Source organism: Sphingobium fontiphilum, from assembly GCF_014196635.1.
Lineage (GTDB): Bacteria > Pseudomonadota > Alphaproteobacteria > Sphingomonadales > Sphingomonadaceae > Sphingobium > Sphingobium fontiphilum.
In genome coordinates, this window is the sequence record NZ_JACIEB010000006.1 from 63,608 (window position 1) to 75,670 (window position 12,063).

A 12,063-nucleotide genomic window follows, 5' to 3' on the forward strand; every position below is an offset into this window, starting at 1 on the left:
TACCCCCGACGCCGCCCTTGCCCTTTGGACAGGGGCGGCGCACGGAGATTGCATGACCCAGGCATCGTCCCCCGCCCCCGCCCGAAACAACCCTGTCTATTCGGGCGTGGTGCTGGCGATGCTGTTGCTGGTCTATACCTTCAACTTCCTTGACCGGCAGATCCTCGGCATCCTCGCCGGCCCCATAAAGGCCGAACTGGAACTGACCGATACCCAGTTGGGGGCGTTGGGCGGCATCGCTTTCGCGCTGCTCTATTCCACCCTCGCCATCCCGCTGGCGCTGCTGGCGGACCGCACCAGCCGCACCTGGGTCATCACCGTGTCCCTCGCCATCTGGAGCGGCTTCACCGCGCTGTGCGGCCTGGCGGGCAATTTCATGCAGATGTTCCTGTGCCGCATCGGCGTGGGCGTCGGCGAAGCGGGCGGCGTCGCGCCATCCTATGCGGTCATTTCCGACTATTTCCCGCCGCACCAGCGCGCTCGTGCGCTCTCCATCTATTCGCTCGGCATCCCCTTGGGGTCGGCGGGCGGCGTGCTGCTGGGCGGCTATATCGCGCAGACGGTGGAATGGCGCACCGCCTTCATCGTCGTCGGCCTGCTCGGCATCGTCATCGCGCCGCTGTTCCGGCTGGTGGTGCGGGAACCGGCCCGGCCGGTGCCGACGGGCGACGCCGTGCCGGTCAGCGCCGTGTTCGGCATATTGGCGGCCAAGCGCAGCTTCTGGCTGCTGGCGCTGGGCGCGGCGAGCAGTTCGATGTGCGGCTATGGCGTCGCCTTCTGGCTGCCCAGCCTGCTGATGCGCAGCTTTGGCCTCGACCTCATCGGCGCGGGCCAGTTTCTGGGCGGGCTGCTGCTGATCGGCGGGGTTGCGGGCGTGCTGGCGGGCGGATGGCTTGGCGACGCCATGGGCGGGCGCGACAAGGCCTGGTATGCCTGGGTGCCCGCGATCAGCTATGTCGTGGGGATGCCATTGTTCGTGATCGGCGTGCTGTCGAACAGCGTCACCTTGGCCTTCGCCCTGTTCCTGATCCCGCAGGCTTTGGTCTATGTCTGGCTCGGCCCGGTGCTGACCGCCATCCAGCACCTCGTCCCCGCCCATATGCGCGCCAGCGCGGCGGCGACATTCCTGCTCATCAACAATCTGGTGGGCCTGGGCCTTGGCAGTTGGGCGGTCGGCTCGCTCTCCGACGCGCTGACCCCCGCCTTTGGGAATGAGGCGCTGCGCTACGCCATCGTCGCGGCGCTGGGCTTCTACCTGCTCGCCGGCCTCTTCATGGCGCTGGCGGGCAAGGCGCTGCGCCGGGATTGGGTCAGCGCCTGATCGCGCCGATCAGCGTTCCTTGGTCGCGCTGAACTTGACCTTGGGGTGGCGTTCCTGCTGATAGCCGATGTCCCACGCGCTTTTCGCCATGAAGACAAGGTTGCCGTCGCGGTCGCGGGCCATGTTCGCGCCATTATAGGCGACCAGATCCTTGACTGCGGCTTCTTCCCCGCTGATCCAGCGGGCGGTGTCGAAGGGCGAAGGCTCCAGCCCCGCCGCGACCTTATATTCCGCCTCCAGCCGCGAAATCAGCACTTCAAGCTGCAACTGGCCAACGACGCCGACGATCCAGTTGCTGCCGATTTCGGGGTAGAAGACCTGGATAACCCCCTCTTCGGACAGGTCGTCCAGCGCCTTGCGCAACTGTTTGGTCTTGGTCGGGTCTTTCAACTGCACGCGGCGCAATATTTCCGGCGCGAAATTGGGCAGGCCGGTGAAGCGCAGGCCCGGCTTTTCGGAGAGCGTATCGCCCACGCGCAGCGCGCCATGATTGGGAATGCCGATGATGTCGCCGGGGAAAGCCTCGTCCGCCAGTTCGCGGTCCTGCGCGAAGAAGAGGATCGGCGAATGGACGGCCAGCGGCTTGCCCGACCCGCTGGGGGTCAGCTTCATGCCGCGTTTGAACTTGCCCGAAACCAGCCGCATGAAGGCGATGCGGTCGCGATGCATCGGGTCCATATTCGCCTGAACCTTGAAGATGAAGCCGGTGACCTCGCTCTGATCGGGTTCGACCGCCGCGGGCTCGGCGGGCTGCGAACGGGGCGGCGGGGCATGGGCGGACAGCGCGTCGATCAGCTCGGTAACGCCGAACAGCTTGAGCGCCGACCCGAAATAGACCGGAGTCAGGTCGCCATGGCGGTAGCGGCCAAGGTCGAATTCGGCATAGCCGCCCTGCGCCAGCTCCGCTTCCTCGCGCAGCCTTTCCAGCCCCTGCGCCGACAGCACATCGGCCAGTTTCGGGTCGTCGAGGCCGTTGAAAAGCTGTTCCTTGCCCTCAAATTCGCGTGACGGGCCGGTCGGCTGGCGCAGGCGGTTGGTGGCGAAGTCGTAAATCCCCTCAAACTCGCCGCCCATGCCCACGGGCCAACTCATCGGGCATACGTCGAGCTGCAACTGGTCGGCCACTTCGTCCAGCAGGCCGAAAATCTCGCGCCCTTCGCGGTCGACCTTGTTGACGAAAGTGATGATCGGCACGTTGCGCAGGCGGCATACCTCGAACAGCTTGCGGGTCTGCGGCTCGATGCCCTTGGCGGCGTCGATCACCATGACGGCGCTGTCGACGGCGGTCAGCGTGCGATAGGTGTCCTCGCTGAAATCCTCGTGCCCCGGGGTGTCGAGCAGGTTGAAGGTGATCGTCTCGCCATCGCGGGTCCGCTCGAACGTCATCACCGACGAGGTGACGGAAATGCCGCGCTGCTGCTCGATCTTCATCCAGTCGGACCGGGCGCGCCGGTTCGCCCCGCGCGCCTTGACCTCACCGGCCAGATGGATCGCGCCGCCTTCCAGCAGCAGCTTTTCAGTGAGCGTGGTCTTGCCTGCGTCGGGGTGGGAAATAATGGCGAAGGTGCGGCGGGATGGGATGGTCATGGCCGCGCATATAGCAAGCTTTGCCGCCCGCGCCAGATGCCGGTCAATCGACCAGCGTCACATCCATGCGGAAGCTGCGGCTGTCCCCCGGCTCCAGGCGCATGATCCCTTGTTTGGACCACACATCGCCTGCGAACCCCTCCACATCAGCCATGCCCGCCCAGGGTTCGACGCACAGATAATGGGCGCCCGGCTTTTGCCACAGGCCCAGCCACGGCGTGTCGGGAAAGTCGATCTTCAGCCGCTCCCGCCCCGGCACGCCCCAGAGCAGCGAGCGGCTCTCCAGTTCATCCCAGATCAGCGCGTCGCGTTCGAACATGGCGTGGATGGGGGCAAGCGTGTCGCCAGCCACGGGGGATGATATGCGATCATGCGCGATCAGGCCCGGTTCTTCACCGACGCGGCGGATCGGTGCGGGTTCTTCCCGTTCAAAGACGATGCGATGATCCTCCACCGCCCCCCCAAAGGGCAGCGGCCAGGCGAAAGCAGGGTGATAACCGAAACTGAACGGCATCGCCGCCGCGCCCCTGTTGGAAATGGTGGCGGTCATCCGCAGGCCGCGCCCTTCGACCGCGAAAGCCATGTCCAGCCGGAAATCAAAGGGATAGACGGCCCGACTCTCCGCGTCGGCCTCCAGCCGGAAGGTCACGGCATCGCCCGCCCGCGCCACAACGCCGAAGTCGCGCCGCCGGGCAAAGCCATGCTGGGCCATGGGATATTCAACGCCGTCGATCCGATAGACATCGCCGCGCGACCGGCCGACAAAGGGGAAAAGCAAAGGCGCATGGCCCGTCCACCAGCGGGGATCGGCATCTGTCATCCATTCGCGCCCGGCCCCGTCGCGTATCGACCAGAGTTCCGCGCCCAGCGGGTTGATGGCAGCGGTCAGCCCTTCGGCGGCGATAGTGACAAAGGGTTCGGACATGGCTTTCAATCTCCCGGAGCACCGTCAATCCTAGTGTGGTGGATTTGAAATTCGCCACATTGAGCGGCCAGGCGCGGAGCGAATTTCAAATCCTTAAACCACACTAGAATCATATAGTTGCTAGTGACCCTTTTGAATCTGAAGTTCGCTCCGACCTATCCATCCAATGTGGCGAACTTCAGATTCGGGTCACTAGCTGGTAATGCCATGGCTTCAAACCCGGAAGGGAACCGCGACCTGCGCCCGATGGTTACACTATCGCAACCGCCACATGATCAGGAAACGCCCCTATGCTGACCCGCGCTCTCGCCCTTTCCCTGCTGCTCGCCACCCCCGCCATGGCCGCGCAGGAGCGGGCACAGGAGCCGGAGAAGAAGGACGACACCCTTAGAAAGGCGGGCGACATCGCCACCCAGCCCGCCCGCGACATCGGCCTCGACAAGGATCAGATTCCAGCCGTGCTGACAGCCGCCGCCGAAGACCCCTATGCCGCGCCGCCCAGCCGCAGTTGCAAGGGGCTGAACCGGTCGCTGGGCGAGCTCAACGCCGTTCTGGGCGACGATTTCACCGTGGGCGAAAAGGCGAACGAAAATCGCACGGGCAAGATCGCCGAAGCCGTGGGCAAGACGGTGGTCAATTCCCTGATCCCGTTCCGCGGCCTTGTCCGCGAGATCAGCGGCGCGGCCCCCGCCGAACGCCGGTTGCAGGCGGCGGTGACGGCCGGGATCGCCCGGCGCGGCTATCTGCGCGGGATGGCCAGCGCCAAAGGATGCAAGATCGCGCCGATCATGCCGGCAGCGCCCGATGCGAAGGACAAATGATCAGGCCCGGTCTGCGTGCCGCACACCGAACAGGACCAGCCAGCCCGCAAGAGCCGCTTCGCCGATCAGCGGCAACAAGCCGACCGGACCGGGGATCAGCAGGCGAAGCTCCGGCGACAGCATCGCCGTGACCCGCAACAGCAGATGGGCAAGCCCGCCTACAGTCATCAGCGCGCCGATCAATGCCGGGACTTGCCGGGAACGGATAGCAAGAACCCCTATCAACAGGCAATAAAAGCCAAAGAAGACAAGGCTGATCGCATAAATCTGACCATGTAGCGACAGCGACAACGGGATGAGGGCGGCGCGATCCGTCATGTTGCTGCCCATCAGCACCAGCGGGGCCATATGGAAAATGCCGGCGCAGGCCAGCACCGCAATACCCGTCAGGCTGAATCCGGCGGCAGCCAGCGACAGCAATCGCCCGCCATTGCGAAACAGGCCATAGAGCAGCGCCGTCACCGCGATATAACAGCACAGCATGAAGAGGTCGGCTACCTCGCCCGCACGATACAGCGTCGGATGAGCCGCGATGGCGCGCATCGTGGCGGCGCCGTCGCCATCCACGACCAACCGCCCCCGCACGCCGACTTCGGCAAATATGCCGCCGATGATCGTGCCCAGATAGAGAAGTCCGGCCAGCCGCGCCTGAACAGCCGAAACCGGCGTCAAATCAGCCGAAGACATGAAGCGATGCCCTGGATGGCCAGCGCCACGCCGTCACGACGATCCCGATGGTCAGCGCGACCTCGATCACGCCCAGCGTCAGGTAAAATGGCGGCGCGCCTCCCGACATGGTGAGCAGCATGATCGCGGTGTAAAGACAGCCGAGCAGGATATTGAGCCAGCGATTGATCGCCGTCGGCAGCACCAGAGCCAGGAAGATCATCACCGACGGGATCGCCATCATCACGGAGACGGCAACCAATATCGTGGGTGTCGCCGGGCCCAGCGGCCCGATGATGCCCTCATTCATCGCCATGACGCGACCCGGCCGGAACATGCCGAAAAAGTCGCCATAGACATAGCAGAACATGGTCGACGCCCACAGGGCGCTCAGGCGCAGCGGCGCGGGGGCGTGAAAGGGTTCAACTCCGACAGGCTCGACTTGGGACATGGCGACGCTCCTCTGACATATCGTATTATATCACTAATACACATGGTCAGAGGGCGCAAGCCCGCCGCGCGCAGATCAGCCGCGCAGCGTTCCGCCCAGCTTTGCCGCAGCCTTCACCACCGCCGTGCTGATCGCGTCCAGCTCTTCCTGGGAGAAACTCTTTTCGCCAGGTTGCAAAGTCACTTCGATGGCCAGGCTCTTGTGGCCCTCCTCGACGCCTGCGCCGGTGAAGATGTCGAACAGCCGCGCCTCGACAATGGCCTTCTTGTCCGCACCCTTCACCGCCCGCACCAGCGCGTCCGCCTCGACCGCTTCGGGCACGATGAAGGCGAAGTCGCGCTTCACCGCCTGCAAGGCGGGCGGGGCATAGGGCGCGCGCATGAAGCCGGTCTTGCGCCTGGCCGGAATGGCGTCGAGGAAAATCTCGCCAGCGACGACCATGCCGGTCAGGCCGAATTGCTTGGCCAGGCTGGGATGCAGCACGCCATATTCGGCCAGAACCACTTTCGGCCCCAGACGCAGCGTGCCCGACTGGCCGGGATGATAGGCGGCCGATGCCTCCCCGAAATTCTGGAGATTGGCGACCGGCGCGCCCGCCGCACCGAGCAGGGCGATGACTTCAGCCTTGGCGTCGAAGGCGGTAAATCCCTGCGCCTTGCCGCTCTGCCAGCCGCGCGGCGCCTTCTCGCCCGCGAGCACGAAGCCAACCGCCGCGCGTTCCTTGTCCGCGCCATAGCGGCGGCCTAGTTCGAACAGGCGGATGGACGGCGCGCCGCGATCCATGTTGCGGCGCGTGGCCGACAACAGGCCCGGCAGCAGCGAGGGCCGCATGACTTTCAGATCCTCCGAAATCGGGTTGGCCAGCGTCCATGCGCCGCCGCCGACCGATGCGGCTTCCTTTTCGGAAATGAACGACCAGTTGATCGCTTCCGACAGGCCACGCGCGGCGGCGGTGCGGCGCACGCGGCGCTCCATCAACTGTTCGGGCGTGGCGGTCGGCCGGGCGACGCCCGGCTCGCGCGGCAGCGGCGTGGACGGCACATGGTCCAGCCCGACGATGCGCACCACTTCTTCCACCAGATCGGGCCAGCCATCGACGTCGCGCCGCCATGTCGGCACGGTGACGGTCCAGTCGCCCGCAATCGAAACGGGCATCCCGTCCTGATATTCGACCCGCGACTCATCGCCCTCGACCGTGAAGCCCAGGCTTTGCAGAATGCGCTTCTGCTCGGCGGCGGGCACGTCGACGCCGGCCAGACCCAGGCAGCGGGCAGGATCATAGCTAACCTTCTTGGGCGTCAGCGGCGGTTGCCCGGCGCGGGTCGCCTCGCTCGCCGTCCCGCCGCACAGCTTCATCACCAGATCGGCGGCGATCGACAGGCCATCGTCGAGGAAAGCGGGGTCGACGCCACGCTCGAACCGACCGCGCGCATCGCTGGTCAGCGTCAGCTTCTGCCCGGTCATGGCGATATGTTCGGGCGTGAAATAGGCGCACTCGATCAGCACCTGCGTGGTGGCATCCGTCGCCCCCGAATGTTCGCCGCCCATGATGCCGCCAATATCGTGCACAGCTTCATCATCGGCGATCACGGTCATGGTCGGATCGACGGTATAGGTCTTGCCGTTGAGCGCCAGCACCTGCTCGCCGCTGCGCCCCTTGCGCGCGACCAGCGGGCCTTTCAACATCGCCATGTCATAGACGTGCAGCGGACGGCCCAGATCGATCATGATATAGTTGGTGATGTCGACGAGCGTGCTGATCGGCTTCTGTCCGATCGCCTTCAACCGCCGCGCCATCCATTCGGGCGACTGACCGTTGGTGACGCCGGTGACGGTGCGCGCAAAGAAGGCCGGGCAGCCTTCGGGATCGTCCGTCCTTACATCCGGGCCGGGGCCGACGCCCTCGATCACCGGCACGACAATGGCGTTCAGCGTCCCCAGCCCCTTGGCCGCCAGATCGCGGGCGATGCCGCGCACGCCCATGCAATCCTGCCTGTTGGGGGTGATGGACACGTCGATCACAGGATCGTCGAGGCCCGCCCAGGCGGCATAATTCTGCCCCACCGGCGCATGGGCAGCCAGTTCGATGATGCCGTCATGCTCGTCGCCCAGTTCCAGTTCGCGGAAAGAGCACATCATGCCGTTGGACTCGACGCCGCGAATGGCCGTCTTTTTCAGCACCATGCCATTGGCGGGCACGACCGCGCCCTCCACGCCGAACACACCGACCAGCCCAGCGCGGGCATTGGGCGCGCCGCATACGACCTGCAACGGGTTACCGTCGCCATGATCGACGGTCAGCACCTGCAACTTGTCGGCCTGCGGATGGCGCTCCGCGCTCAACACCTTGGCAATCTTGAACGCGCCGAGCTTTTCGGCGGGATTTTCGACGCCCTCGACCTCCAGACCGATGTCGGTCAGGGCTTTCAGGATCATCGGCAGGTCGGCGTCGGTGGCAAGGTGCGTCTTGAGCCAGCTCAGGGTGAACTTCATGCGCCCACTCCCCCGCTCAGCGTCGGCACATCGAGCGCCGAGAAGCCATAATGGCGCAACCAGCGCAGGTCGCCGTCAAAGAAAGCGCGCAAGTCGTTCATCCCATATTTCAGCATGGCGAGGCGGTCGACGCCGGTGCCAAAGGCAAAGCCCTGCCATTCATCGGGGTCGAGACCGCACGCCTCGATCACGCGGCGGTTGACCATGCCGCTGCCCAGCACCTCCAGCCAGCCGCCGCCGGGCGCATCACCATCGCCGCCGATAACGCGCTGGCCATTGGTCAGGGTATAGCCGACATCGACCTCGACCGACGGTTCGGTGAAGGGGAAATAACTGGGGCGCAAGCGCAGAACGATGTCTTCCCGCTCGAAGAAAGCCTTGAGGAAGGTTTCCAGCGTCCATTTGAGGTGGCCGAGCGTGATGCCCTTGTCGATCACCAGGCCCTCGATCTGGTGGAACATCGGCGTGTGCGTCGCGTCGCTGTCGCTGCGATAGACGCGGCCGGGCGCGATGATGCGGATCGGCGGTTCCTGATCCTTCATCGTGCGGATCTGCACCGGCGAGGTGTGGGTCCGCAACAGCATCGCCTTGCCCGGCGGGTTTTGCGGGAAATAGAAAGTGTCGTGCATCGCCCGCGCCGGGTGGGTCTCGGGAATGTTGAGCGCGGTGAAATTATGCCAGTCGTCCTCGATTTCCGGGCCTGTGGCGACCGAGAAGCCCAGGTCCGCGAAAATTTCGGTCAACTCGTCCATCACCTGGCTGACGGGATGGACCGATCCCTGCGGGCCGATATCGGCGGGCAGGGTCATGTCGATGCGCTCGGCGGCCAGCTTCGCGGTCAGCGCCGCTTCCTCCAGCGCCGCCTTGCGCGCGGCGAGCGCGGCCGTCACGGCCTCGCGCAGGTCCTGGATCGGCGGGCCTTTCTCCAGCCGCTCCTCCGCCGACATCGGGCCAAGCGTCTTGAGCAGCCCGGTGACGACGCCATTCTTGCCGATGGCGCCGACGCGCAGCGCCTCCAGAGCGTCAGTCGTGGCGGCGGCGTCGATATCGGCCAGCAGGCCGGCCTTCAGTGCGCTGATTTCGGTCATGGTCTTTTCGCAATGCGTGAACGTGTCGCCCCGCGCCTTAGCGGGGCGGGACGAACATGAAAAGGGCGGCATGAAAAGGGCGGTTCAGCCCCGCGCGCGCGAACGGAAGGAGGACATGACCAGACGGCGGATGAGGCCCATGAGGTCGGGATAGCTCGCCCGGCCATAGGCCGACCCGGCGGGCAGCGCCGCGACCAGCCGCCGGTGCGCCTCGCCCAGCGCGTGATAGGGCATTCCGGGCAGCAAATGGTGGAGCGCATGATATCGCAGGCCAACGGGCGCCCACAGGCCGGGCAGCAGGCCGGGCGGCGGCACGTTGACGCTGTCCAGATATTGGGCGGTCAGGCTCATTTCTTCGCCCTCATTATCCCACAGATGGGCCACCAGCGTGCGGACCTGGTTGATCGCCATCGCCCCGGCGATGACGCCCAGATAAATGGCATAGGCGCGCAGCGGCGCGATACCAGCGATCACCAGCCCCAGCAGGGTGATGGCGAACAGGCTGGCCGCCACGTCCCAGCGCCGCCAGAACCGGCCATAGGCCGGGTCCGGCGCGGCGCGCACGAATTGCGGGTTGATGGCGAGCGCCGACAACCGCTCGCGCACCACACGGCGCAGGCCGGGGATGAAAAGGCTCAGCGGATTAAGGATGACGAGGCGGATGAGAAAGCCCAGCGGTGCGAGCAGCGCGGTCAGCATGAACACCGCCAGCGTCCCCGGCCCCATGTGCGACAGGGGCAGATATTCCGGGTCCGCCGCCGTGCCATAACGCTGCCGCTGGTGGTGCAGCGTATGGACCCCTTCATACATGAAGGACGGCACCATCATCGGCACGCCGATCAGCGCGTTCCACGCGGTGCGAAAACCGGGGACTGCGCCGGGTTTCATGTGCGAGATTTCGTGGATGAACAGGGTCGCGCGATACAAGGCCAGCATCGCCACGGCCGCCGCCGCCAGCGCCAGCCAGAGCGGCTTGGCAAGGATGGTCAGCGCCAGCGCGCCATAGCCCAGCGCCGCCGAACCGAAACAATCGGTCCAGTAAAGCAGCCGGTTATGCCGCCCCAACTCCTTGTTCAGCCTGGCGGCGGCACGCAACATCGCCATATCCTCGCCAGGCCCTTTTCCGGGCCTGGGCGATGGCACAGGGGCCGTCCCGCTTTGCATCGCTTCACCCAGATACATCATGCTTCCCATGTTCGTCCGCCAACCGGCCATCGCCGACCGCCACTATATGCGTTCGCTTCGTGACATCTTGATCGACATCAGGCGCGCGCGCCCAGCAGCGCCCCGCCAAAGCCGATGAACAACGCGCCGGTCAGACGGTTGAACATCTTCTGACGACTCTGCCCTTTCAGCCAGCCCGCCAATCGCAGGCCGCCGAGCGCATAGACGCCATACCAGAAGCTCTCAATGACCACGAAGCTGATCACCAATATGCTTAACTGGGGGGCAAATGCGGCACGGGTGTCGATGAATTGTGGAAATAATGCGGCGGCGAAGATGATCAGCTTGGGATTGGACAGGCCCGTCAGAAGCCCCGCGCCATAGAGCGCCCAGCCCGAACGGTGCGGCCCGTCATCGTCCATGTCCCCGGCGGACACCGGCGCGCGCCAGGCCTTGATCCCCAGCCAGATGAGATAGGCGACACCGGCATAGCGCAGCACATCGAACAGGCGCGGCGACGCCTCCAGCACCGCGCCGAGGCCAAATGCCGACGCGATCAGGCACAGCAGCACCGCGCTCATCAACCCCGCCATGGTCGCCATCGCCTTGCGCGGGCCATGATGGATGGATTGCGCCATGACATGCAGCATGTTCGGCCCCGGCGTCGCCGAAATCAGGAACACGGCGGTGACGTAGAGACACCAGAGATGCATCGACATGGCCTCAAGTCCTTTTCCTGCCCAGCGCAGCCATGCCCCGGCGCGTGCCGACGCCAAAGGGCCAGTAAACGAAAAGAGGCGCCGGAGCATCTGCCCCGGCGCCTCTTTTTCAACCCTTCCCGGTTGGGGAAGCGGATCAGGCCGCGGGCAGAGCCGCCTTCGCCTGCGCGATGATCGCGCTGAAGGCTTCGCCTTCATGCATCGCGATATCGGCCAGAACCTTCCGGTCCAGTTCGACGCCGGCCAGCTTCAGGCCGTGCATGAACTGCGAATAGGTCAGACCCTCCGCGCGGACACCGGCGTTGATGCGCTGGATCCAAAGGCCACGGAAGGACCGCTTCTTGACCTTGCGGTCGCGATAGGCGTACTGGCCCGCCTTTTCGACGGCCTGACGGGCGATACGGATCGTATTCTTGCGACGGCCATAATAGCCCTTCGCCTGATCCAGAATCCGCTTATGCTTCGCCTTGGTGGTCGTACCACGCTTGACACGCGCCATTGGTCAGACCTCCCTTACTTCAGGCCATAGGGCGCCCACAGGCGCACATGGGCAACATCGGAATCCGACAGCACGGAGGTGCCGCGATTCTGGCGGATATATTTGGCATTGTGGCTGATCAGGCGGTGACGCTTGCCAGCGACGCCGTGCTTGACCTTGCCGGAAGCGGTGAATTTGAAGCGCTTCTTCACACCGCTCTTGGTCTTGAGCTTGGGCATTTTCGTCTCCTTGTTTCAGCGCGACGATTACAGACAGCCCCGGCAGCCCTGGTTAGCCGGGCGGTCCTTCCGAATATCGCGAAGGGCGGCGCTTAGTCGCATGAGGGTATA

12 protein-coding genes are annotated in these 12,063 nt (G+C 65.0%); 2 read left to right on the forward strand and 10 right to left on the reverse strand.

Annotated features, from left to right (window positions below; all coding sequences use genetic code 11):
- Positions 1-52 precede the first annotated feature (52 nt).
- Positions 53-1,321 carry a spinster family MFS transporter gene (locus GGR44_RS12670; RefSeq protein WP_183955963.1) on the forward strand — a complete coding sequence of 423 codons (1,269 nt, stop codon included), beginning with the start codon at positions 53-55 and terminating at the stop codon, positions 1,319-1,321.
- A gap of 9 nt (positions 1,322-1,330) precedes the next feature.
- Here the strand turns inward: GGR44_RS12670 and GGR44_RS12675 are convergent, their stop codons facing one another.
- Positions 1,331-2,908: a peptide chain release factor 3 gene (locus GGR44_RS12675; RefSeq protein WP_183955964.1), complete on the reverse strand. Its 1,578-nt coding sequence runs from the start codon at positions 2,906-2,908 to the stop codon at positions 1,331-1,333.
- A 43-nt stretch (positions 2,909-2,951) separates the two neighbouring features.
- Positions 2,952-3,833 (reverse strand): aldose 1-epimerase family protein, encoded by an 882-nt coding sequence (locus tag GGR44_RS12680; RefSeq protein ID WP_183955965.1) that lies wholly within the window; start codon positions 3,831-3,833, stop codon positions 2,952-2,954.
- 338 nt (positions 3,834-4,171) lie between these two features.
- On the opposite strand from GGR44_RS12680, the gene GGR44_RS12685 reads away from it, so the two are divergent.
- A complete protein-coding gene (locus GGR44_RS12685; RefSeq protein WP_183956110.1) occupies positions 4,172-4,654 on the forward strand; it encodes a hypothetical protein in 483 nt (160 codons plus the stop codon).
- On the opposite strand, the gene GGR44_RS12690 is transcribed toward GGR44_RS12685, so the two are convergent.
- From GGR44_RS12690 to rpmI, 8 genes are all read right to left on the reverse strand, one after another.
- The gene (locus GGR44_RS12690; protein ID WP_183955966.1) at positions 4,655-5,341 is read right to left on the reverse strand and encodes a DUF4386 domain-containing protein; all 687 of its coding nucleotides are present in this window, start codon (positions 5,339-5,341) and stop codon (positions 4,655-4,657) included.
- Positions 5,328-5,771 carry a DUF6326 family protein gene (locus GGR44_RS12695; protein WP_183955967.1) on the reverse strand — a complete coding sequence of 148 codons (444 nt, stop codon included), beginning with the start codon at positions 5,769-5,771 and terminating at the stop codon, positions 5,328-5,330. The genes GGR44_RS12690 and GGR44_RS12695 overlap by 14 nt, the downstream gene beginning before the upstream one ends.
- 75 nt (positions 5,772-5,846) lie before the next feature.
- On the reverse strand, positions 5,847-8,264 hold the full coding sequence (gene pheT, locus GGR44_RS12700) for a phenylalanine--tRNA ligase subunit beta (RefSeq protein WP_183955968.1): 2,418 nt from the start codon (positions 8,262-8,264) through the stop codon (positions 5,847-5,849).
- Positions 8,261-9,352 carry a phenylalanine--tRNA ligase subunit alpha gene (gene pheS, locus GGR44_RS12705; RefSeq protein WP_183955969.1) on the reverse strand — a complete coding sequence of 364 codons (1,092 nt, stop codon included), beginning with the start codon at positions 9,350-9,352 and terminating at the stop codon, positions 8,261-8,263. Before pheS ends, pheT begins: the two co-directional genes overlap by 4 nt.
- A gap of 84 nt (positions 9,353-9,436) precedes the next feature.
- Complete coding sequence (locus GGR44_RS12710; RefSeq protein ID WP_246344637.1) at positions 9,437-10,450, reverse strand: fatty acid desaturase family protein; 1,014 nt, start codon at positions 10,448-10,450, stop codon at positions 9,437-9,439.
- 164 nt (positions 10,451-10,614) lie between these two features.
- Positions 10,615-11,235: a LysE family translocator gene (locus tag GGR44_RS12715; RefSeq protein WP_183955971.1), complete on the reverse strand. Its 621-nt coding sequence runs from the start codon at positions 11,233-11,235 to the stop codon at positions 10,615-10,617.
- A gap of 136 nt (positions 11,236-11,371) precedes the next feature.
- Positions 11,372-11,734 carry a 50S ribosomal protein L20 gene (gene rplT / locus GGR44_RS12720; protein ID WP_167304233.1) on the reverse strand — a complete coding sequence of 121 codons (363 nt, stop codon included), beginning with the start codon at positions 11,732-11,734 and terminating at the stop codon, positions 11,372-11,374.
- A gap of 14 nt (positions 11,735-11,748) precedes the next feature.
- Complete coding sequence (rpmI, locus tag GGR44_RS12725; protein WP_183955972.1) at positions 11,749-11,952, reverse strand: 50S ribosomal protein L35; 204 nt, start codon at positions 11,950-11,952, stop codon at positions 11,749-11,751.
- Positions 11,953-12,063 lie beyond the last annotated feature (111 nt).

Coding starts and splice junctions, on each gene's coding strand:
- rplT (WP_167304233.1), bottom strand. CDS start 11,734: ATGGCGCGTGTCAAGCGTGGTACGACCACCAAGGCGAAGCATAAGCGG.
- GGR44_RS12715 (WP_183955971.1), bottom strand. CDS start 11,235: ATGTCGATGCATCTCTGGTGTCTCTACGTCACCGCCGTGTTCCTGATT.
- GGR44_RS12680 (WP_183955965.1), bottom strand. CDS start 3,833: ATGTCCGAACCCTTTGTCACTATCGCCGCCGAAGGGCTGACCGCTGCC.
- rpmI (WP_183955972.1), bottom strand. CDS start 11,952: ATGCCCAAGCTCAAGACCAAGAGCGGTGTGAAGAAGCGCTTCAAATTC.
- GGR44_RS12710 (WP_246344637.1), bottom strand. CDS start 10,450: ATGTTGCGTGCCGCCGCCAGGCTGAACAAGGAGTTGGGGCGGCATAAC.
- GGR44_RS12685 (WP_183956110.1), top strand. CDS start 4,172: ATGGCCGCGCAGGAGCGGGCACAGGAGCCGGAGAAGAAGGACGACACC.
- GGR44_RS12690 (WP_183955966.1), bottom strand. CDS start 5,341: ATGTCTTCGGCTGATTTGACGCCGGTTTCGGCTGTTCAGGCGCGGCTG.
- GGR44_RS12670 (WP_183955963.1), top strand. CDS start 53: ATGACCCAGGCATCGTCCCCCGCCCCCGCCCGAAACAACCCTGTCTAT.
- pheT (WP_183955968.1), bottom strand. CDS start 8,264: ATGAAGTTCACCCTGAGCTGGCTCAAGACGCACCTTGCCACCGACGCC.
- GGR44_RS12695 (WP_183955967.1), bottom strand. CDS start 5,771: ATGTCCCAAGTCGAGCCTGTCGGAGTTGAACCCTTTCACGCCCCCGCG.
- pheS (WP_183955969.1), bottom strand. CDS start 9,352: ATGACCGAAATCAGCGCACTGAAGGCCGGCCTGCTGGCCGATATCGAC.
- GGR44_RS12675 (WP_183955964.1), bottom strand. CDS start 2,908: ATGACCATCCCATCCCGCCGCACCTTCGCCATTATTTCCCACCCCGAC.